The following is a 21,451-nucleotide window of genomic DNA, read 5'->3' on the forward strand; positions in this document are numbered from 1 at the left end:
CATCCGCTGCCGGGAAGGCTTCCGCGTTGTGTGGCAACAAGCAATTGTTTCCGGAGACGGATGGGTGTATAAAAAATCGTTTCGTACGTGATAAGCATCTATACGAGCAGTAACAGGCAGCGGTACGCGCGGGGTGCGCGGACCGTTCGAAGCGGCCAAATCCATACTTTGGATTCGTAGATTCTGTTCTCCAGAGAGGGGACCATGTCCACCAGTACGAGCACCACCGCCCCGAACACCGGCTTGGAAGATGTCGTAGCCGGAACTTCAAGCATCTGTTACATCGATGGCGACGCGGGCATCCTCGCCTACCGCGGCATCGACATTCACGAACTGGCCGATAATTCCACCTTCGAAGAAGTCTGCTACCTGCTGTGGTATGGCCGCCTGCCAACCCGCGCCGAGCTGTTTGAGTTCAATCTGCAGCTGGTGCGCGAGCGCAAGCTGGACGCGCAGATTGTGAGCCTGTTGCGCCAGGCGCCCAAGCATGCCACCCCCATGGCCGTGCTGCGCACCATCGTCTCCGCGCTGTCGTTCTTTGACCCCGAGGAGAAGGCGAACGATCCGGCCGCGAACCAGCGCAAGGCCATTCGCATGACCTCGCAGATTTCGATGATCGTCGCGGCCTATGACCGCATCCGCAAGGGCAAGCCGCTCATTGAGCCGGACCGCTCGCTGTCGCTGGCGGGCAACTTCCTGCTGATGCTGAACGGCGAGCTGCCCAGCGAGACGGCCACCCGCGCGCTCGACATCGCGCTCATCCTCCAGGCCGATCACGAATTGAATGCTTCCACCTTCGCCGCCCGCGTCACGGCCGGCACCCTGAGCGACATGCACTCGGCGGTGACCAGCGCCATCGGCGCCCTCAAGGGGCCGCTGCACGGCGGTGCCAACGAGGCGGTCTTCAAGATTCTGGTGGAGATTGACCGCGACGGCGCCGACCCGGTCGACTACGTGAAGGGCATGCTGGCCCAGAAGAAGAAGGTGCCCGGCTTTGGCCACCGCGTTTACACCACCGAGGACCCGCGCGCCACGCACCTGCGCCAGATGTCGCGTGACTTGGGCTACTCCAGCGGCAACATCCGCTGGTTCGAGTACTCGCAGAAGATCGAGGAATACATCAAGGGCGAGAAGAAGCTCAACGCCAATGTTGACTTCTACGCCGCCTCGACCTATCACACGCTGGGCATTGACGTGGACCTGTTCACCTGCATCTTTGCCATGTCGCGCATCTCCGGCTGGACCGCGCACATCATGGAGCAGTTGAGCCACAACCGCCTCATCCGTCCACGCGCCGACTACATCGGGCCGAAATACCCGCAACACTGGCTGCCGATGGATATGCGCGAGCCGCAGTAGGCAGTTACGAAGTGACGAGCCCGGGCCGCGCGCCCGGGCTTTATTTTTGTTCGGAATAGAGGAGGACGCCGAGCCCGATGACCCCGATGGCGGCAACGCCGAACAGTACAGCATCCGGCGATACAAGAGTATCCACGGGGAGAAGGGTGCGGGCGTTCATTCCGAACAGGTGCAGGTGGGTGCACACCAGCAGCCCTACGGAGAGCACAAGCAGCCCCCAGAAGAAGTAGTGGCGACGGGTTCGGAAAAGTTGCATTCCCATAACTTTATTAGACGCCTTGGGGCGCCATTTGGTTCCCCGCGGCGGGGTATCATTGAGTGAAGGCCGCCATGCAGCACATTTATCTGGACAACAACGCGACCACGCCGATCCTGCCCGAAGTCTTTGAGGCCATGCGCCCTCTTTACTTCGACCACTTTGGCAACGCCTCGTCCATACACCAGCAGGGCCAGCAGGCCCGCGCCGCCGTGGAGCGTGCGCGCGAGCAGGTGGCGGCGCTCATTGGTGCCCGCGCGGCGGAGATTGTCTTCACCAGCGGCGGCACCGAGGGCGATAACCTCGCCATCTTCGGCCTGATGGGCCTGGCCGGAGCCGGAAAGCATATCATCACTTCCGCCGTTGAGCACCACGCCGTGCTCAACGCCTGCAAGCGCCTGGAGCTGGAGGGCGTGGCCGTCACGTATGTTCCGGTGGATTCCAACGGGGTGGTGAATCCTGACGATGTGCGCAGGGCTTTGCGTCCGGAGACCGCGCTGATTTCCGTGATGATGGCCAACAACGAGACGGGCGTGCTGGAGCCGGTGCGCGAGATTGGCCGCATTGCCGCCGAAGCCGACATCTGGTTCCACACCGACGCCGTGCAGGCCGCGGGCAAGGTGCCGATTGACGTCAACGAGATTGGCTGCGACCTGCTGACCATTGCCGGACACAAGATGCACGCGCCGCAGGGAACCGGAGCGCTCTACGTGCGCCGGGGAACGCTGCTGAAGTCGCAACTGGTTGGCGGAAGGCATGAGCGGTCGCGGCGGGCAGGCACGGAGAACCTTCCGGGTATCGTGGGTTTGGGCCGGGCCGCCGAACTGGCGCGGGAATGGTTTGCCTCGGGCGGCGACCGGAAGATGTCCGCACTGCGCGATAAACTGGAGCAGGGAATTCTGGCGCTGGCCGAGCGTGTCCGCGTCAACAGCGGCGCGGTGGCGCGCACGCCAAACACGACCAACATCCTGTTTGAGTGCATCGAGGGCGAAGCGTTCGTGATCGCGATGGACCTGAAGGGGATTGCGGTCTCCACCGGCGCGGCGTGCTCCTCAGGGGCCATTGAGCCTTCCCACGTGCTGCTGGCCATGGGGCTTCCGCCGGATCAGGCGCGCGGCTCCATACGGTTCTCTCTGGGCAAGCAGAATACGGAAGAAGACATTGACGCGGTGCTCGCCGTGCTGCCTGAGGTGCTGGGCAAGCTGCGCGAGCTGAGCCCGCAGTGGAAGCAGGCAATTACAAAGTGAAGATGGGGACCATGGGCAAGAAGATCGTAATACTGGCGTTGTGCGTGACGGTGTTGACCTTTGCGGCGTGCAAGCGCAAGGCTTCGCAGCAGGCGGACTCACAGACCAACAGCACCACGGCAGCGGCACCGGTGTTTGGTACCGCGGCGCCGACCAGCGACCAGCAGGCCGAGGCCGCGCGCAAATTTGTGCAGGATTTTTATGGCTGGTATCTGGGAGCCAAGGTGCGAAGCGAGAAGCTGGGCCCGGAATCCGATACTCCGGCGGAGATTGTATTGAAACAGAAGCGGGCCATGCTGGCGCCGGAGTTGCTGAAGCAGTTGGACGCCTTGGCAACCGCCGCCGTGAAGAATCCCGACGATCATCCGCGGCTCGGCTTTGATCCCTACCTGAACGCTCAGGACTATGGCGAGCGCTACACGGCGGGCAAGGTCAGTGTGAAGGGCAACGCCTACGGCGTCGAGGTTTACAGCTTCTGGGACAAGAAGCGGCACGAGGACTTGACCGCCGAAGTGGAGCAGGTGAACGGCCAGTGGCGCTTCGTCAACTTCCACTATCTCGCGAACGGCAGACAGACCGACCTGCTCACGATTCTCGGAAAGTTGAACGCGCGCGGCAAGAAGTAGCGCAGCGACATTGCAATACGCGAAGGGCGTGCAGCCCTTCCGTGAAACTCGAAACTGGAAACTTGAAACTGGTGTTTGAGACTTTGACTCCCATGCCCCCCACCGAAACCATCGCCGTCGCCATGTCCGGAGGAGTGGACAGCTCTACCGTGGCGGCCCTGCTGCGCGCGGAGGGCTACAACCTCATCGGACTGACGATGCAGTTGTGGAACCAGCGCAGGCTGGCGGGCGAAGCTGGCGAAGAGGCCAAGGCCGGGCGTTGCTGCTCCATTGACGATGTGTACGACGCGCGGCGCGTAGCCGAGCGGCTTGGCATTCCGTACTACGTGGTGAACCAGGAAGAGCGCTTCGAGCGCGACGTGGTGCGGCCCTTCGTCGCCGACTACCTCGGCGGACGGACGCCGATTCCGTGCTCGCTTTGCAACAACCATCTCAAGTTCGATCAGTTGCTGCGCACGGCGCGGCAGATTGGCGCCGACAAGATCGCCACCGGGCACTACGCGCGTTGCGAGTTCGACGCGCAGCGCGGACGCTGGCTGCTCCGGCGTCCGTTTGACCGCGCCAAGGACCAGACGTATTTCCTCTTCGGACTCACGCAGGAACAACTCAGCCGCACGCTGTTTCCGCTGGGCGGCATGTGCAAGCCGGAGGTGCGCGAGACCGCGCGCGCCAAGGGGTTGACGGTGCTGGCGGACAAGCCTGACTCGCAGGAAATCTGCTTCATCCCCAACGGCGATTACAAGCAGTTTCTTGATGCCTACCTGGCCGAACAGGGCGAGCCGCTGCCGGATACCTCGGGCAACATCGTCTCCGTCTCGGGCAAAGTGCTGGGCCACCACGCGGGCATTCACAACTTCACAATTGGCCAGCGCAAGGGCCTCGGCCTGGCCACCGGCGCGCCGCTCTACGTGGTCGCCATCCGTGGCGACCGGCATGAAGTTGTTGTCGGCGGCGCGGAGAACCTGATGTCGCGCACCCTGCACGCACATGACATGAACTGGATCGCGATCGACACGCTGCGCGAACCACTGCGCGTGGAGGCCAAGATTCGCCACCGGCACCAGGCTGCACCGGCCACGGTCGAGCCGGCGGAAGATGGCCGCGTGCTCGTCACCTTCGACGAGCCGCAGCGTTCCATCACGCCCGGGCAGGCCGTCGTGCTTTACCAGGAAGACTTGGTGCTTGGCGGAGGATGGATCGAGTAAGAGGCCGCTCCAGGCGAGTCTCTTATTCCCCAGTCTGAGCGCTAATTGCGTTCCGGCAAGTCGATGGCTCGCTGAAACGTCTTCTTGTGGTGGTTGCGCCAGACGTATTTGCAGCGGGCGCTGTTGACCGGTTCATCCCAGCGGGTTCCGTCTTCAAATAGAACGCTGGTGAGAACGAAGGCGCCGCCACCCCCATGTTCAAAGTCCAGATCGACGCGGCTCCAGGTGAGCTTCTTCGATTGGCTCGGCTTGATTTCGCGGTTCCACCCGAAGTCGTGGAGCGGCCGAGTTGTATCGAAGTCCCAATGCAGCCATTTCCAGTGTTCAGCAGGGTCTGCCAGCGCAACGTTGAATACGAGCCCTGTGATCTTCTTCGCGGTAACGTTCTTGATTCTCACGGAGACACCGGAAGGATCGAAGCTTTCAAATTGCACGGGACATCCCGGCGCTTCCTGCTCGCCTGATGGCTGCGCCCACAGAGCGCCTCCACTCATGGCGGTGATTACAACTGCGACGACTGCAATGAAAGTTCTGAGGCACTTCATCGTGCACCTCCTCGGGGTAGCCGTGTCATTCTGAGCAGCGATGTTGAACTTTTGCATGAATCGCTCGGAGCTGTCCTTAGCGGGGGATTCCGTGGCGATGTTCTTACGCGGCCAAGCTTAGCACCAGCGTGGAAAGGAGTTGCCACCCCCAACGTAAAGAATTGTTGGGGGTGGCGGCTTTGAAAGCTGTCAGGAGCAAGCCGTGCTACCGCGCGGCGCGTGCGTACTGCTTGGGCCATGCAATTTCCGCGTGTACCTCGCGCGCGGCGTGCAGCGGCCAGTAGGGATCGCGCAGCATCTCGCGGGCCAGCAACACCACGTCGGCCTGGCCGTTGGAGACAATCTGCGCGGCCTGCATGGGAGAGGTGATGAGCCCCACCGAGCCGGTTGCGATTTCCGCCTCGCGGCGTACGCGCTCGGCGAACGGCACCTGGTAACCGGCGGCGACAGGAATCTTCGCCTTCGGGCTGATGCCGCCCGTTGAGCAGTCGATGAGGTCGACGCCCAAGGGCTTCAACAGCCGAGCCAGCGCCACCGAGTCTTCCACCGTCCAGCCGCCTTCCACCCAGTCGCTGGCGCTGATGCGCACCCACACTGGCAGCCGTTCGGGCCACACCTTGCGCACCGCTTCCACAACTTCGCGCAGCAGACGCGTGCGATTTTCAAAGCTGCCGCCGTAGGCGTCCGTGCGCTTGTTGGTGAGCGGCGAGAGGAATTCATGCAGCAGGTAGCCATGCGCGGCGTGGATCTCCACCAGCTCAAAGCCCGCGTTGAGCGAGCGCACCGCAGCATTGGCAAAACTCTCGATGACCTTCGCGATTCCGGCTTGGTCGAGCGGCAGTGGAACTGCGTAGCCAGGCGCAAACGGCTCTGCGCTTGGCCCGTACACTGGACGCCATCCGCCTTCGCTCTCCGGCACCGCCGGGCCGTTGCTCGGCGGAGGAGGCATGCTGGCCTTGAAGCCCGCGTGCGCCAGTTGCGTTCCAGCCACTGCGCCGTGCTGCTTCAGAAAGCGCACGATGCGTGCGAGGCCTTCAACGTGTTCGTCCTTCCAGATGCCGAGATCCTGCGGGCTGATGCGGCCCTCGGGCGTGACGGCGATTGCCTCGGTCAGGATGATGCCCGCGCCACCCACGGCGCGCGAGCCGAGGTGAACCATGTGCCAGTCATTGGCGAAGCCGTCGGTGCTGGAATACATGCACATGGGCGAGACGGCGATGCGGTTGCGGAAGGTGACTCCGCGCTGCTGAAATGCGTCAAACAATTGCATGGAAATTCTGGCCCTCGTCTGCGAAAGGAATTCGTGTCTACACCGGATATGGATGAGCGCAGGCGGAGAACGATGCAGGGTGCGCGTGCGCAGCGCCGGATTGGCGCCTGCTGCATGCGCACCCGCCGTTTGAGTGCTACGTCAGATACCATCCGCCGTTGACGCTGATGGTCTGTCCGGTCATGTAGTTGTTGGTGGCCAGCATCACGGCCACGGAGGCCACATCGTTCACATTTCCGAAGTGCCCCATGGGGATGAGGTCGGGTGAGGCGTTCAGGTTGGTGGTGACCATGTCGGTCTCAATCAGCGCGGGCGCAATGGCGTTGCATGTAACGCCCTGCTTCACATGGTTGCGTGCCACCCAGCGCGTCAGGCCCAGCATGCCGGCCTTTGATGCTGCGTAGTGCGGGCCCACGGCACCGCCTACTTGTGCCGCCACCGAAGAGACGTTGATGATGCGTCCGAAGCCGCGTTCCACCATGCCGCCAAGCACGGCCTTGGTGACCAGAAACGCCGACTTCAGGTTGATGTCCATCGTGCGGTCCCAGTCTTCTTCGCTCAGTTCGAGCAGCGGCGCTGGTTCGGCGATGCCTGCGTTGTTCACCAGTATGTCGACGGGACCCAGCGCAGCTTCAGTTTCGTCGATGAGTTCGGCAACCTCACTGGCGCGGGAAACATCCGCACGCAGGATGATGGCGCTGCGTCCGAGCGCGCCGATTTCGGCGCAAACCTCGCGGGCAGCGTCTTCGCGCGTGGCATAGTTGAGGGCGACATCGGCGCCGGCACGGGCAAAGGCCACGGCAATGGCGCGTCCAATGCCACGGCTGGCGCCAGTGACCAGCGCCACGCGGTGGGCAAGCGGTTGAGAGGAGTTCATTCGCGCATTGTAGCTGCTCCGGCGGCGCCGCAGATGCCAATATCGCTGATCGTCCAGAAATTGCAAAACGTCTAGAGTTGTTTTGCGTGCATTGAGGGACTAAGATGCCCCTTTCCTAAAGAAATCAATCTGTTGAATCTGCAATACGGAGTGGACTAACAGATGCGGACTTCGTTTCGAGGCTATTACCGTCCAACTGACGCAGAATTTGAACAAATGTGGAAGTCTTGCATTTTTGTTCTGGACGCGAATGTACTACTGAATCTATATCGCTACACGCGTGAGACCCAAAAAAAGCTCGTCGAAATCCTGGAGCACCTGGAGACACACCTATGGGTGCCGTACCAAGTCGCACTGGAATTTCAGCGCAATCGTCTGGACGTCATTTCCAAACAGCGGCACGCTTACGGAGAAATCAAAGAATCTCTCAAGAAATACAAATCCGAACTAGAAAACACGCTCCGCGCGTATGCACGGCATCCTCTCATCGATATTCAATCGATGGCGAAAGCTTTTGAGGCTGTATTTAGCGAACAAGAAAAGTATCTGGATAAAATAAGTTGCCAACATCCCAATCATGGGACGACTGACCCAGTGTTTGAAGAAGTTACAAAGTTGCTTGAGGGTAGGATCGGCCCTCGTCCCGACTCGGAGTGCATGCTTAAGTTACACAAAGAAGCAGAACAGCGATATGCGAATTACGTCCCACCTGGATATTTGGATGCGAAATCGAAGAGCGGCAATCAACAATACGGAGATTACATACTCTGGCGCCAAATGCTGGATAAAGCAGGGCTAGAGAAGAAAGCTCTAATACTGGTTACAGATGATGCAAAAGAAGACTGGTGGTGGAAGCATGAGGGGAAAACCATTGGGCCGCGTCCCGAACTTGTAGATGAGGCGTATTTGGTGGCAGGGGTGGCCTTCTATATGTATCGCTCTGATCAGTTTATGGAGCAAGCGCAGAAGGTCCTGAGGAAGCCGGCCGACAAAGCCGCTATGGATGAGGTTCGTTCTGTCCGTAACATGGATGATGCGAGACGAATGGAAATGGAGGAATTTGTCCATGCAAGAGTACTAAGAGAAGCCCTCGAGGCTAGAGAAGCTAAGCTTGATGCCGAGATATCCTCGACGAAGCACGAACTCGACTCTATTTTACGATTGATCGATGGTCTTCAGAATAGCGATTCTCCTGTAGATGGGAGTGATGCAGAAGCTGTTAAGCGATATTCGGATAGGTGCGATTTCTTGAGCCAGCGATTGAACATCCTTTGGTCCAAGAAAGAAGAAGTAGGCGAGAGAATTAGAGACGAGAAACTTTTCTGGGGTGGAGGATTGGACTCGCGACAACTGCTGGCAAGTTCGGGCTTCTCTCGTCTGAGAGCTTTGGCGGAGGATGACGCGTCCCTGCGGTCTTTACGCAGGCGCAAGAAGGAATCTGAGTGAGGAGGTTACGTGGTCGCGTAATCTTCCGGCGCAATTGCGTTGGAACACGGCGGCGGTATATATTCAAACTTCGCCGGGCGTGGGGCTTGGCGGTTGTCGCAGTGAGCGGGAGTAGTTCAGTGGTAGAACGTCAGCTTCCCAAGCTGAATGTCGCCGGTTCGATCCCGGTCTCCCGCTCCATTTCTTCTCCCCATCGGAAACATCCGTTCATGAGCAGTCGGGGGCGAGTCGTCGGCGTGATTTCAGACACGCACGGTTTGCTGCGCCCGGAAGCCGTAAAGGCGCTGCGCGGCTGCGATCTCATTCTGCATGCGGGCGATATCGGCTCGCCGGAGATTCTTCCGGCGTTGCGTTGCATTGCGCCCGTGGTGGCCGTGCGCGGCAACGCCGATGGCGCGGAGGCCTCGCGCAAGATTCATCTCACAGAGGTGGCGGAGATCGAAGGACTGAGCCTCTACATGCTGCACAACCTGCGCATGCTTGACCTTGATCCGCACGCCGCGGGCTTTGCCGCCGTCATCAGCGGACACAGCCACCAGCCGGAATTTCATTTTGAGAGCAGGAACGGGAGCGAGGTGCTCTACCTCAACCCTGGCAGCGCCGGGCCGAAACGCTTCAGCCTGCCCATTACGCTGGCCCGCGTGCGCATACAGGGCGGCAAGCTGCTTCCTGAGATCGTGGAGCTGGTTCCCGCGAAGTAAGAACGAGCGACTGCCCTAACGCCAGCAATCGGCCAGCAGGGCAGGGCAGAAGAAGATCACCCAATATCCAACGGAGCGCTGCATCGTGGCACTCAACCCTTCTTTTCCGCGCCGGAGTTTTTGAAGACCTGCGCGGCCAGCAGTGCCACGGCGGTCGCCAGCAGCCATTCAATGCGCCAGGTCTGGACGGCCTGCCACTCGCTCAGCGTGGTGGATTTATAGATGATGCCGGTGAAGGCCGCTCCGATCAGACAGAGCGCGGCAATAGTTACGCAGATGAGCGAAACCACGGAGCCGCCAAAGACCGTGCGCAGCGCCGAGACGTTGACCGTGTCCAGCCAGTGCGAGAGCAGCGGGTGTGGCATGGCTCCCCGGCGTACCGTTCCGCAGACGTGGCAGAACCGTGCGCCCAGCGTGAACTGCGCGCCGCAGTGGGTGCAGTAGCCGGACTTTACATTCGTGGCCGCTCCCACGGAGGTTTGCTGGGCGGGCTTCCAAAAGCCCTGGGTATTCTCTTTGCTCATGAAGTCGTCCTGCATTACAGAATCCTCCTGCCTGTCTGGAATGCAAGCTGTGTGCCAAAGGCAATCCATTGAAAATGAAAGGTATTTCGGCGGGCATTTTTCGAGGGGAGGAAGAATTTACCCGCCAGTGGGAAAGAAGCTCCGGTGCTTTCCGGCATGGCATGAACAGCCTATGGAGACAAACCTGCTGCGGTCTTCTCGCCATGCGGCAGGGAATGCGTGGGGCTGGCCGGGGTCAGCGGACGAAGTAATGAACGATGGCGAAGAGGATGACAATCCACATCAGCAGGGCAGCAGGCGCCGCATAGAGCAGACCACGAAATGCACGGTCGCTGCATGGCTCAACCGACACCGTGTGCGGTGGCTCCGCCGGTTCGGGCGCATCTTCAGCAGGCTGCTCCAGATGGGGCAGTGCTGCCGGCGGGGGGAACGGATAGCTGGCGGAGTTGTGCAGATCCATTTCCATTCTGTGAGGGTCGCATCGGAAGCAATGGGGAGCAATCGGAAACCGGGCGAATGACCGAGAAGATCGTCTCGAAAATTCCCTCGCCGGGAGAGTGTCGAAACGGGAGGTATGGTGCGGCCATTTGCAAACATGCCTCTGGCAATCAAGGCAACGTGGTGAAGGTGCCGAGGCGCGGCCGCTAGTCGGGGAAGGGCTGATTGTGAAGCAGTGCGGCGGGGTTCTCCTGCACCAGTTTCTGCGCGGCGGCGGGGCCGACGATGCGGCCGGCTGCATCGCGCGCTTCGGAGAGGACGGGCTTGCGGCGGCTGGTTCCGTGTGCGTCGGAGGCAATGACGCGAACCATGCCTTCCTTGAGCAGCGCGGTGCAGTATTTCTGTGGCTCCTTGCCCCACCAGCCGGTCAGGCTGTTGGCCGTGATCTGCACGCAGGCACCCGTCCGAACCATCTCCTTGAGCCGCTCCGGATGCTTGAGAAGGATGGGGTTGCGTTCCGGGTGGGTGATGACCAGGCGGTGGTTGCACTCCTGCAGTTCCGCAAAGATGTGCAGCACGTTGGGAGGAATGTTGAAGTCACTGAACTCGATGAGCAATGCGCGGCTGCTGCCGATGTTGTAGCGGCCCGGATGGGTGAGGGCATCCTCCACATTCTCAAAGGACAGGTGAAAATCACAGCCCAAATGTAGACGAAGTTCAGGGACTTTCGTTTGCAGGGATTCCAGCAACTTCTGATGGTTCTCGCGGTTATAACTGTAGGTGTAGCTTGCGTGCGGCGTGGCTACCAGGTCGGTGATCCCGTCGGCAGCCGCCATGCGGCACATGGCAATCGCGGTCTCTTCGGTCTTGGCGCCGTCATCAACCCCGGGCAGAACGTGGCAATGCAGATCAACCATTTGAGTTTCCCCGGACAGTATAGCAATCGGTGAAAAGACGACTTTTCGAGCAATTGGAAGGCGAGGTGAAGGGACTCCGTTGGGTGCGGCGGAGGGGAAAAGCAGCCTCTATTTTAACGGACATTTCATCCCCCGGAGTCGCCAAAACGGAACAGTTTGCGCAATGCATGGTGAAAGGTTAAGTTTCGGCGTTTGTGAAGGTTCCATGCAGGTACAAGGGTATGTTACGGAGGTGTCCTGCAGGCGGAACAAGTCTGGACGCTGCACTAGGTAGCAGCTAGAATCATTATCATATTCAAACACGCGCTGCCCACGCAGCCGGGGCTGGAACCGGCCTCCTGTCTGGGATCATACGGCCCTGATAAGTAACGGGTGGAGAGCCGTTTGCGGGTGCACGATCCTTTGCGGAGACAATTGTTTGGAGAGCAATAGAAATTTGGGGCAGAAGCCCACAGACTGGGCTACGACCCCGCAAGCGACCCTGGAAGACGGAGTGCCGGAGTTTTCCGTTCGCGACCTTTGGCGCTTTTTGCTGCGCCGAAGGATCGTGCTGGTCTCGACCCTTGTGCTCGCCATGGTTGCGGGAACCTTCCTCACGGCACGTGCGCCCCGGCGCTATGAAGCCGTAGCCCGCCTGGAGTATGTGGCCGATAGCGGCAGCAATGTGCTCGAACTGGACCGCATTGTCACCGGCGGCGGCGATACCGACGAAAAACTGGAAACACAACTGCGCATTCTTGCCAGCAATAGCGTGATCTGGGACACGATCCGCATGCTCCGCTTGGACCAGAAGCCACAGTTTGCCGGCCCGGCGCTGGCGGCGCAGCAGGTGAAGAAGCCCAATCTCGATGGCATTGATGCGGCTACAAAAGAATCGTTGATCGGCGCTTTCAGCGGCTCGTTGAGCATCGCGCGCGTTCCCAAGACCAACCTGATCGATGTCAGGTTCCGTTCCACCGACCCGAAGCTGGCGGCGGAAGTGGTCAACATGCTGATCGCCTGCTATACCGAGCGCAATTTCCGCGTCCACTATGAAGCGACCAAGGCGCAATCGGACTGGCTCGGCAAGCAACTGGAAGATTTGAAGAGCCAGGCGGAAGTTTCGCAGCAGAAGTTTGCGGATTTCCAGCGCAGGACCGGAATTCTCATTACCGACGAGCAGCATAGCCTGGTCGCCCAGGAGTTGGGCGATCTGTCGCACGGGGTGGCCTCCGCAGAGGCGGACCGCATCGTCAAGGAAGCGCGTTACCGGACCGTGCAATCCGCCACGCCCTCGGATGCCACCGCTCTGAGTTCGGAGACGATGCAGCGCTTGCGGAGCGAAGAGACTGCGCTGGTGGAGCGCCAGAAGAGCCTGGAAACCCGCTTCGGCCCCAAGTATCCCGAGTTGCAGCAGGTGGCGACGCAGTTGCAGATCATCCGCACGGAAATTGCACGGGAGCAGAAGAACATCGCGACACGGGCCCGGGGCGAGTACGAGGCCAGCCTGCAGGCGGAAAAGACGCTGGATGGCAAGCTGAACCAGAAGAAGCAGGAAGTGCTCGCGATGAACGAGGACGCCCTGCAATACGCGATGCTGCAGAAAGAGGTTGAGTCCAGCCGCCTGCTCTATCAGGACCTGCTGAAAGCACTGAAGACCGCCGGCATCAGCTCCAGCATGCGGAACAACTCCACCGAAGTCGTCGATTACGCGACGGTTCCTACCGCGGCGGTGGAGCCACGGCTGCGGCTGAACCTGATTGTGAGCCTTCTGATTGGCGTGCTGCTGGGCGTGACGCTGGCCTGGGTGCAGGAGAACATGGACTCCACGCTCAAGAGCCCGGATGACATTGAAATGCGCGTCGGCATTCCGGCGCTGGGCATGATTCCGACTGTGGAGGCCCGCACCATGGGGCTCGACGAAGGAACCCGCGTCCGCCGCTCGGTGCTCTCCATGCAGGAGACCAACAGCAGCTTCATGGAAGCGCTGCTGGCTCTGCGCACTTCCGTGCTGCTCTCGGCGTCAGAGATCTCGCTCAAAGTTCTGGTGGTTGCCAGCGCCATGCCAGCCGAAGGCAAGTCAACCATTTCGGTGAACCTGGCGATGACTCTGGCGAAGAAGGGACTGAAGGTGCTGCTGATCGATGCCGATCTACGGCGTCCGTCCATTCATCGCCTGCTGGACATGCCGATGGAGCCTGGACTCAGCAACCTTCTGACGGGAGTGAACGCGCCGGAGAGCTACTACACGCCGGTGCCTTCGCTGCCGAATCTGAAAGTCCTTCCCTCTGGCATGCGTCCGGCGAATCCGGCGGAAGCACTGGGATCCAATGAATTGATGCGCCTGTTGCAGCGGTGCCGCACGGAGTTCGACATGATCGTGCTGGATACGCCGCCGGTGCTTGCGGTGACCGATGCGACGGTGCTCTCCACGATGGCCGACGGCTGCCTGCTGGTGTGCCGCGCTTCGCGCACTGACATCGGTACGTTCCGCCGCGCCGTTGGATTGCTGCAACGCGCGCGCGCCACGGTGCTGGGCGCGGTGGTCAATGACCTGAACCCAAACAGCTCCGGCTACCACAACTACTACGGCTATGCGGGCTACTCCAATTACTACTACACGAACGACGAGCCTCAGGGGCAGAACTCGAAAGGCGGTGCCAATGCGGACAAAGCTTAGCGCAATCGTGATCGCAGGCTTTCTGTTGGTGTTCGCCGGGAGTATGACCGCGCAGCAGGATTCGCGTTTTGTGAAGCGGGACCAGCCTGCGCCGGAGGCAAACGGTGCGCCGACGATGCCAACGGGAGCGGGAACGCCGCAGTTGGTTGACATTGTGCGCGCCGGCGACCTGGTGCAGGTCTCTGTGTTTATGAGCGCCGAATTTTCCGGCGTGCAGAGGGTGGAAGCGGACGGCACGATTCTGCTGCCGATGGTGGGACGCCTGCCTGTGGCGGGATTGACTCCGGAGCAGGCACGCCTCGCAATTCAGAAGGCGTTGAAAGACGCAGAACTGATCCGCGATCCGCAGGTGTCAGTGGCGGTGCTGGAGTCGGTTGGCGCGGGGATATCCCTGGCGGGAGAGTTCAAGCACCCGGGCACCTATCCGTTCGTTCCGAACCAGCGTCTGCAGGCCTATCTGGACAAGGTGGACGGGCTGAACAGCTCCGCGTCGGCGCAGGTAAAGCTCTACCATCGCGATCATCCGGAGGCCCCCGAAGTGCTGACGGTGGAAAGCGGACGCGCGGAGGACAACCCTGTGCTGCGGCCTGGGGACCGCCTGGTTGCCGCGCGTCTAGGCGTGATCTATGTGGTTGGAGAAGTCGTGCGCCCGGGAGGATATCTGCTGGATCGCACGGACTCCACCACCGCGGTGAAGGCCGTTGGAATGGCGCAGGGTACCAAGCAGGATGCCAAGGTCAACCACGCAGTCCTGATCCGCATGGTGAATGGCAAACGCGAGACGCAGGAACTGGCGCTGACCCGGATGATGAAGGCCGAACTGCCTGATGTGGAACTGAAGGATGGCGACATTGTGTATGTTCCGCACAGCGTGGGGCGTACGGTGCTGCGGCGCGGAATCGAGAACGCGATCGCATTGGCCTCGGCCGTAGTGGTCTACAACCGCTATTAGCGGGAGGGAGCGTAGAAGAGCTGGTGCAGGCGACAACACCGATTTTAGGAATCTCGGAGCGTCCTCTCGGGGGGGCGGCGGCGGTTGCTTCCGGAACACCCTGGCGTGCTCTGCTGCGGCAGACCGCGCGCGGGCTTCTGGACTTCGGATTCATCTTCATCAGCGGCTTGATTTCGCTGGTGCCGGTGCAGATGTTCTTCCATCGCGGCGCCGGGCTGAATTGGGCGGGGAACAGCTCGCTCATCGGGTTCATGGCGATTTACGCCCTGATCTCGGTGCTGATGATGAGCAACCGCCGGCTCTATTCGCACGTGGTGAAGCGTTCGTTCACGCGCGAGATGCGCGCCGTGAGCATCTGTCTGGTGGCCGCAACGTTCGTGATGGCCGGCTTCCTCTACATGGTGCCGGGCCTGCATGTAAACCGCTCCATTCTGCTCTCGACACCCATCATCTCGTTCCTTGGTTGCATCGGCTGGCGCTATGCTGCCTGGAGCAAGTTGCGTCACGACGTAACCCAGGGGAGGGCCGGACTGCGCGTCCTGATCGTGGGTGCCGGCCCCGCGGCGGTGCGCTACCGCGACTACCTTCGCATGCACGGCGAATTCGGTTACTCGGTGCACGGCATTATCGGGGAAGAGCGTGGGGGAGTCGTCACCGGCACCTACCACGAGTTGGACATGATCGTGCGCTCGGAGTTCATCGACGAACTGGTGCTGGCCGGGACCCTGTCCTCGGACGCCAATCGGCTGGTCATGAGTTATGCCAGCGCCAACCAGCTCGACGTGCGAGTGTTGCCGGATGGGCTGGATTCAATGCTTCGTCAGGCGCGCGTGGAGTACATTGGCCTGCTGCCAACGCTGACGCTGCGCCGCCATACCATCAGCCAGGCGCAGGAGATCGGCAAGCGCCTGATCGATCTTGTCGGTTCGGCGGCGTTGCTGCTCTTCCTGGCCCCAGTCCTGCTGCTGATCGCCGTTCTCATCAAGCTGGACTCGCGGGGGCCTGTTCTGTTCGGCTCCACCCGAATCGGGCGGAAGGGCGAGTCGTTCAACTGCCTGAAGTTCCGCACGATGGTGAAGAACGCGGAGGCGCTGAAGGAGAAGTTGCAGGCGCTCAACGAACGCGACCGCATCCTGTTCAAGATTGACGACGATCCGCGAGTGACTCGCCTGGGATCGTTTCTGCGCAAGTACAGCCTGGATGAACTGCCGCAGTTCGTGAACGTGCTGCTCGGGCACATGAGCCTTGTGGGGCCGCGCCCTCCGCTGCCCGGCGAGTTTGCCCAGTACGAGCTCGACCACCTCAAGCGTTTCCACGTTCCTCCCGGCATCACGGGCCTCTGGCAGGTGAAGGCGAGGCAGTGTCCCTCGTTCTCCACCTACATCCGCTACGACAATTTTTATGTCGATCACTGGTCGCTTGGACTCGATCTGAAGATTCTGCTGGAAACATTCAGGGTCGTGATTCGAGGTACGGGAAGATAGACCGGCCAACCAGGGGCTGCTGCGCACCACCCGGCGCACGGGAGAAGAATGTCAGGAGCAGTTCGAAAGCGATTGTTTCGTGCAATGGGGGCGACCGCCCTCGGGCCAGTTGTCACCGCCATCATCCAGCTGGTGTGCGTGCCCGTCTTCCTGCATGGATGGGGAACCCGCCTTTACGGGGAGTGGTTGATTATCAGTGCCATTCCCGGCTATCTGAGCTTGACGGACTTTGGATTCGGCGCGGTCGCTGGCTCCGACATGACCATGGCCGTTGCCGGCGGCGACCGCGACGGAACCCGCAAGACGTTTCAAAGTGTGTGGCTGCTTTCGACCGGCCTGGCGGTGAGCATCCTGATCTGCGGCGCGGCGGTGGTGTTCTTTCTGCCGCTGCGGCATTGGCTGAGTATCACCATTCTGAGTGAATCGCACGTGCGCTGGATCATCGTGCTACTTGCGATCCAAGTGGTGATCGGCATGCAAGGCTCGATGCACACGGCGGCATTCCGCTGTGCCGGGCAATTTGCCACGGGAATGTTCTGGGGAAATCTGTCGCGGCTATTGGAATCGGTGGCCCAGATTGCGGCGGTGCTGCTGGGCGCAAAGCCGCTGGTGGCGGCCGCCGTGATGGTCTTCACGCGAGGCGCGACCATCGCAGTATCGGCGATCCTGATGCACAGGGCTGCGCCGTGGCTGGAGTTCGGGGCGAAGTACGCGACCTGGTCCGAAATCCGCCGCCTCTCCAAGCCCGCGTTTGCCTACATGGCGTTTCCGGCCGGCAATGCTTTCAGTTTCCAGGGAAGCGTGCTGGTGGTTGGGCATTTTCTTGGGGCGGGACCGGTGGTGGTCTTCTCCACGTTGCGCACCATGTCGCGTGTGGCGCAGCAGGCGTCGGCGGTCATCGCGCATTCGACGCAGCCGGAAATTTCCATCTCCTATGGCGCGGGCGATTTGCCACTGACACGCAAGCTGCATCGGTACGCATGTATGTCGACGCTTTGGATCAGCATGATTCTCTGTCTGGGGTTGCTCGCCAGCGGGCAATGGCTCCTGAATCACTGGACGCATGGGCGTGTGCAGATGGACTGGATGTTGTTTGTGCTGTTGCTGGCGGTCTCCGTGGTGAATTCGCTGTGGAACATGAGCTATATCGCGCTCAGTGCGCTCAATCTGCACTCCAGAGTTTCGGTGTATTACGTGGGCGTCATGTTCGTTTCGCTGCTGTGTTCGATCGGATTCATCAAGCTGTGGGGGTTGCCGGGGATGGGTGTTGCGCTCTTGTCGACCGAGATCATCCTCTGGCTGATGGTGGTGCGCCGCACACTGGCCGCGCTCGCGGAGCGGGCGAATGACTACCTGGCTGGTTTGCTGCGCGTGGACGTGCTGCCGAAGCTGCTGCTCCATCGTGGGGGAGCGCGGGCATGAAGGTGGTTCTGGCCACGCACGGGCGCTTCCACACGTTTGACCTGGCTCGCCAGCTTCTCAGCCGTGGTGTGGATGTTCGCGTCTTCAGCGGATACCCGCGTTTCAAGCTCCGGAATGAGCGGATTCCGGACAGCCGCCTACAGACCTTCGGATGGTACAAGCTGCTGTTGATGGGGCCGGCAGGCCGCTACCTGGGGGAGAGCGTGAAGCAGGGGCTTCTGGCGCTCGAGCGCAACGCGCTGGATCGCTGGATGTGCCGGAAGATTCCGGAGTGCGATTTGTTCATGGGCCTTTCGGGATGCTGCACGCAAACATCGGCGGTGGCAAAGTCGCGCGGCGCAAAGTTCATTCTGGACCGCGGCTCATCGCACATACGCTATCAGAATGAAATCCTGCGGGAAGAGTACGCGAGCTGGAAGATCCCGTATCGTGAGATTGACCCGAGAACCATCGCGCGGGAAGAGGAAGAATATGCGCGCGCCGACGCCATCACGGTGCCGTCGAGTTTTGCCCTGCGTAGTTTTGTGCAGCAAGGGGTAGCGCTCCAAAAGCTGAAGAGACTGCCTTACGGTGTCGATCTGAGCCGCTTCCACGTGGTTGAAGAAGCACGCGCACAGCGCGACGGATTTCACGTCCTGTTTGTCGGCGCTGTCAGCGTGCGCAAGGGGATTGGATATCTCGTGGACGCCTTCCGGCGCCTGCGCTACAGCAGGAAGAAGCTGACCATCGTTGGAAGCTTGAGTGACGAACTGCGCGACTATGTGCGCGGCATCGCCGGGGACCAGATTGAGATCACTGGGCCTCTGCCGCAACCTGAATTGAAGCGCTGGATGAGCCGTGCCCATGTGATGGTGCTTCCCAGCATTGAGGAGGGGCTGGCGCTGGTGCAGGGGCAGGCCCTGGCCTGCGGATGCCCTGTGATCGGCACCACGAACACGGGCGCCGAGGACCTGCTTACGGACGGCGTGGAAGGCTTTGTGGTTCCCATACGCGACGTACAGGCAATTGCCGACCGGTTGCAGTTGCTGGCCGATGATCCTGAGCGCCAGCAGCAGATGAGCGCGGCGGCCCTGGCGCGCACGCAGGAGCTTGGCGGCTGGGACAGCTATGGCGAACAGGCGCTGGAGTTGATGGAATCACTGCTCAGCGGTAAGGAAGGGCAGTTCATGGAAGCGAGGGGCTGAGGGTGAGGATCTTCTACATTGGGCCGTGGTCCGGCACATGCAAGCTGCGTGGCAAGGCCCTGCAGCGCCTCGGCCATGAGATTGTCCAATTCGACCCCATCCAGGTGTTCCCCCCTTCGCGTGTGCTGTCGTTCTGGCGCTTCCATACGGGAAGCCTGGGGATGCTTGGCGCAGTGCGGAAAGAACTGGAGCGGCGCCTTCACGGAGAGCGCTTTGATCTCGCGTGGGTGGACTGCGGCGAACTGATCGGGCGTGATGAGGTTCGCCTGCTGAAGCACCACTGCGGCAAGGTATTGGCAATCAATTACGATGACCCGTTTGGCCAGCGCGACGGAGCGCGCTGGCGCGCATTCAGGCAGGGTCTCGCTGAATATGATCTGCTGGTGGTGGTGCGTCCGGAAAACATCGCAGAAGCGGAAAAGTATGGAGTCCGTGCGGTGATGATGGTTCACCATACCGCCGACGAGGTGGCGAATGCGCCTCGCGAGCTATCGCCAGAAGAGACGCAGCGCTTCTCAAGCAAAGTTGTGTTTGTGGGAACCTGGATGGAGCAGAGGGGACGCTTTATGCAGCGCCTGCTTGAACTGGGTGTGCCGCTGAGCATCTGGGGAGGACGCTGGGATCGTGCTCCGGAGTGGGACCAGCTCCGTAGCGTCTGGAGGGGAGGCGCGCTCGACGCGTCGCGGGAATATCCGGCGGCAGTGCTGGGTGCAAAGCTCTGCATTGGAATGCTCTCAAAAGGGAATCGCGACCAGTTCACGCATCGTTCGGTGGAGGTCCCCTATCTGGGAAGGGTGCTTTGCGCCCAGAGAACGCCCGAACATATGCGGATGTACAAGGACGGGGAAGAGGCTGTGTTCTGGGACGATGCCGAAGAGTGCGCGGAACAGTGCCGTCGTCTGCTGGCCGACGATGAACTGCGCGAGCGGATCGCTGCCCGCGGGCGCCTGCGTTGTATTGCCAACGGCACGCTCAATGAAGTGGCTCTGGGGCGGGTTCTGGACAAGGTGATGTCTTGATTTCGCTACGGCGGATGAATGCGGCGTCGCAAGTGCCGACTGGGCCGCAAACGTGGAATTCTGTTGAGAAAGGTGTCTGTCTGCTGGTACTGCCGTACCGACAGGCCGACGGAGAGAAAGGAACCGTGGCGTGAAAATTCTTCACGTGATTGGATCGGTGGACCTCAGGCGTGGCGGTCCGATCGAGGGTATTCTGCAGCGCGCGGCAGTTCTGGAGCGGCTGGGGCACACCGTGGAGATTGTGTCGTTGGATTCCCCGGAAGATCCCTGCGTACGGGCGTGTCCGCAGCTGGTGTATGCCGCCGGACCTGGAGCCACGAAGCTCCGCTACGCGCCGAAACTGGTTACGTGGCTGAAGGAACATTGCTTCGAATACGATGGCGTGATTGCCGAAGGTCTCTGGATGTACGTCGGCTGGGCAGTTCGCGATGCGCTGAAGGGAACGGACGTTCCGTATTACGTTTTTGTGCACGGCATGCTCGACCCCTGGTTCAGGCATACCTATCCGCTCAAGCACCTGAAGAAGTGGGCTTATTGGCTCGCCGTTGAGTATCGCGTTGTGCGCGACGCCAGCGCTGTGCTGTTCACCACAGAGACGGAGAAGATACTGGCGCGCGAGAGCTTCTGGCTCTATCGCGCGAATGAGGTCGTGTTGAATTACGGGACGGCCGGACCCAAAGGCGATCTCCGGGAGCCGCGGCAGGTGTTTGCGGAGCGTTTTCCCGAGACACAAGGCAAGCGGAACATCCTGTTCCTTGGGCGTCTCCACCCGAAGAAGGCCTGTGATTACGTGATTGAGTCGTTTGCGCGCGTCTTTGCCTCCGACGAGCGCTATCACCTGATCATGGCCGGGCCTGACCAGGTGGGCTGGCGGGCGGAGCTGGAGCGCATTGCGCAACAGCTGGGCGTGGCGGAAAAGATTACGTGGACGGGGCACCTGGAAGGCGCGATGAAGTGGGGTGCATATCTGAGTGCTGAGGCGTTCGCGATTCCGTCGCACCAGGAGAATTTTGGAATCGTGGTGGCGGAGGCGCTGGCCTGCGGAGTTCCAGCCTTGCTGTCGGACAAAGTGAACATCTGGCGCGAAGTGGAAGCCGATGGCGCGGGGTTGGTGGCACCGGACACGCTGGACGGCACGTTCGCGAACTTCCGCCGCTGGGCGGCGCTCGATGACTCGCAGAAGACCGCAATGGGCGCGCGGGCGCGGCAATGCTTTGAGCAGCGCTTTGAGGTTGAGAAATCGGCCGAGAGCATGCTGAAACTGGTTGAAACCATCCGGTGATGAGGAATGCCGCCGCCGTTGAGGCGGACGAGAGAGAA

At 60.8% G+C, this 21,451-nt stretch carries 20 protein-coding genes and 1 tRNA gene; 14 read left to right on the forward strand and 7 right to left on the reverse strand.

Going from position 1 to position 21,451, the window contains the following annotated elements:
- Nucleotides 1–204 precede the first annotated feature (204 nt).
- The gene (locus AC6IZO_RS03705; RefSeq protein ID WP_497808140.1) at nt 205–1,359 is read left to right on the forward strand and encodes a citrate synthase; all 1,155 of its coding nucleotides are present in this window, start codon (nt 205–207) and stop codon (nt 1,357–1,359) included.
- A 40-nt stretch (nt 1,360–1,399) separates the two neighbouring features.
- Here the strand turns inward: AC6IZO_RS03705 and AC6IZO_RS03710 are convergent, their stop codons facing one another.
- Nucleotides 1,400–1,615 carry a hypothetical protein gene (locus tag AC6IZO_RS03710; RefSeq protein ID WP_497808142.1) on the reverse strand — a complete coding sequence of 72 codons (216 nt, stop codon included), beginning with the start codon at nt 1,613–1,615 and terminating at the stop codon, nt 1,400–1,402.
- 74 nt (nt 1,616–1,689) lie between these two features.
- On the opposite strand from AC6IZO_RS03710, the gene AC6IZO_RS03715 reads away from it, so the two are divergent.
- The 3 genes from AC6IZO_RS03715 (at nt 1,690) to mnmA (ending at nt 4,693) form a co-directional block, all read left to right on the forward strand.
- The gene (locus tag AC6IZO_RS03715) at nt 1,690–2,862 is read left to right on the forward strand and encodes a cysteine desulfurase family protein (RefSeq protein WP_497808144.1); all 1,173 of its coding nucleotides are present in this window, start codon (nt 1,690–1,692) and stop codon (nt 2,860–2,862) included.
- Nucleotides 2,863–2,873: 11 nt separating this feature from the next.
- Nucleotides 2,874–3,488 carry a YqhG/Tai3 family protein gene (locus AC6IZO_RS03720; protein ID WP_497808146.1) on the forward strand — a complete coding sequence of 205 codons (615 nt, stop codon included), beginning with the start codon at nt 2,874–2,876 and terminating at the stop codon, nt 3,486–3,488.
- 92 nt (nt 3,489–3,580) lie between these two features.
- On the forward strand, nt 3,581–4,693 hold the full coding sequence (mnmA, locus tag AC6IZO_RS03725) for a tRNA 2-thiouridine(34) synthase MnmA (protein ID WP_497808148.1): 1,113 nt from the start codon (nt 3,581–3,583) through the stop codon (nt 4,691–4,693).
- A 41-nt stretch (nt 4,694–4,734) separates the two neighbouring features.
- On the opposite strand, the gene AC6IZO_RS03730 is transcribed toward mnmA, so the two are convergent.
- From AC6IZO_RS03730 to AC6IZO_RS03740, 3 genes are all read right to left on the reverse strand, one after another.
- A complete protein-coding gene (locus AC6IZO_RS03730; RefSeq protein WP_497808150.1) occupies nt 4,735–5,295 on the reverse strand; it encodes a hypothetical protein in 561 nt (186 codons plus the stop codon).
- Between the two features lie 148 nt (nt 5,296–5,443).
- Complete coding sequence (locus AC6IZO_RS03735; protein WP_497808152.1) at nt 5,444–6,508, reverse strand: NADH:flavin oxidoreductase/NADH oxidase; 1,065 nt, start codon at nt 6,506–6,508, stop codon at nt 5,444–5,446.
- Nucleotides 6,509–6,644: 136 nt separating this feature from the next.
- On the reverse strand, nt 6,645–7,385 hold the full coding sequence (locus AC6IZO_RS03740; protein ID WP_497808154.1) for a 3-oxoacyl-ACP reductase family protein: 741 nt from the start codon (nt 7,383–7,385) through the stop codon (nt 6,645–6,647).
- A 216-nt stretch (nt 7,386–7,601) separates the two neighbouring features.
- On the opposite strand from AC6IZO_RS03740, the gene AC6IZO_RS03745 reads away from it, so the two are divergent.
- The 3 genes from AC6IZO_RS03745 (at nt 7,602) to AC6IZO_RS03755 (ending at nt 9,532) form a co-directional block, all read left to right on the forward strand.
- A complete protein-coding gene (locus AC6IZO_RS03745; RefSeq protein WP_497808156.1) occupies nt 7,602–8,831 on the forward strand; it encodes a PIN domain-containing protein in 1,230 nt (409 codons plus the stop codon).
- A gap of 105 nt (nt 8,832–8,936) precedes the next feature.
- Nucleotides 8,937–9,011, forward strand: a tRNA-Gly gene (locus AC6IZO_RS03750).
- Between the two features lie 29 nt (nt 9,012–9,040).
- Nucleotides 9,041–9,532: a metallophosphoesterase family protein gene (locus tag AC6IZO_RS03755; RefSeq protein ID WP_497808158.1), complete on the forward strand. Its 492-nt coding sequence runs from the start codon at nt 9,041–9,043 to the stop codon at nt 9,530–9,532.
- A gap of 92 nt (nt 9,533–9,624) precedes the next feature.
- Here the strand turns inward: AC6IZO_RS03755 and AC6IZO_RS03760 are convergent, their stop codons facing one another.
- The 3 genes from AC6IZO_RS03760 to AC6IZO_RS03770 form a co-directional block, all read right to left on the reverse strand.
- The gene (locus AC6IZO_RS03760) at nt 9,625–10,056 is read right to left on the reverse strand and encodes a hypothetical protein (protein WP_497808160.1); all 432 of its coding nucleotides are present in this window, start codon (nt 10,054–10,056) and stop codon (nt 9,625–9,627) included.
- Nucleotides 10,057–10,291: 235 nt separating this feature from the next.
- A complete protein-coding gene (locus tag AC6IZO_RS03765; protein WP_497808162.1) occupies nt 10,292–10,516 on the reverse strand; it encodes a hypothetical protein in 225 nt (74 codons plus the stop codon).
- Nucleotides 10,517–10,700: 184 nt separating this feature from the next.
- Complete coding sequence (locus AC6IZO_RS03770; RefSeq protein ID WP_497808164.1) at nt 10,701–11,411, reverse strand: tyrosine-protein phosphatase; 711 nt, start codon at nt 11,409–11,411, stop codon at nt 10,701–10,703.
- 493 nt (nt 11,412–11,904) lie between these two features.
- Between AC6IZO_RS03770 and AC6IZO_RS03775 the strand changes: the two genes are divergently transcribed.
- The 7 genes from AC6IZO_RS03775 to AC6IZO_RS03805 all read left to right on the forward strand — a co-directional run bounded on the left by AC6IZO_RS03775 (nt 11,905) and on the right by AC6IZO_RS03805 (nt 21,413).
- On the forward strand, nt 11,905–14,070 hold the full coding sequence (locus AC6IZO_RS03775; protein WP_497808166.1) for a GumC family protein: 2,166 nt from the start codon (nt 11,905–11,907) through the stop codon (nt 14,068–14,070).
- The gene (locus AC6IZO_RS03780; RefSeq protein WP_497808168.1) at nt 14,054–15,022 is read left to right on the forward strand and encodes a polysaccharide biosynthesis/export family protein; all 969 of its coding nucleotides are present in this window, start codon (nt 14,054–14,056) and stop codon (nt 15,020–15,022) included. The genes AC6IZO_RS03775 and AC6IZO_RS03780 overlap by 17 nt, the downstream gene beginning before the upstream one ends.
- Nucleotides 15,023–15,045: 23 nt before the next feature.
- Nucleotides 15,046–16,506, forward strand: a complete 1,461-nt coding sequence (locus AC6IZO_RS03785; RefSeq protein WP_497808170.1) for a sugar transferase — start codon at nt 15,046–15,048, stop codon at nt 16,504–16,506.
- 72 nt (nt 16,507–16,578) lie between these two features.
- Nucleotides 16,579–17,928: a lipopolysaccharide biosynthesis protein gene (locus AC6IZO_RS03790; protein ID WP_497808172.1), complete on the forward strand. Its 1,350-nt coding sequence runs from the start codon at nt 16,579–16,581 to the stop codon at nt 17,926–17,928.
- On the forward strand, nt 17,925–19,112 hold the full coding sequence (locus tag AC6IZO_RS03795) for a glycosyltransferase family 4 protein (RefSeq protein ID WP_497808174.1): 1,188 nt from the start codon (nt 17,925–17,927) through the stop codon (nt 19,110–19,112). The genes AC6IZO_RS03790 and AC6IZO_RS03795 overlap by 4 nt, the downstream gene beginning before the upstream one ends.
- Before the next feature lie 2 nt (nt 19,113–19,114).
- A complete protein-coding gene (locus tag AC6IZO_RS03800) occupies nt 19,115–20,131 on the forward strand; it encodes a CgeB family protein (RefSeq protein ID WP_497808176.1) in 1,017 nt (338 codons plus the stop codon).
- 130 nt (nt 20,132–20,261) lie between these two features.
- Nucleotides 20,262–21,413, forward strand: a complete 1,152-nt coding sequence (locus tag AC6IZO_RS03805; protein WP_497808178.1) for a glycosyltransferase — start codon at nt 20,262–20,264, stop codon at nt 21,411–21,413.
- Nucleotides 21,414–21,451 lie beyond the last annotated feature (38 nt).

The sequence above is a fragment of the Oryzophilus luti genome, assembly GCF_059726245.1.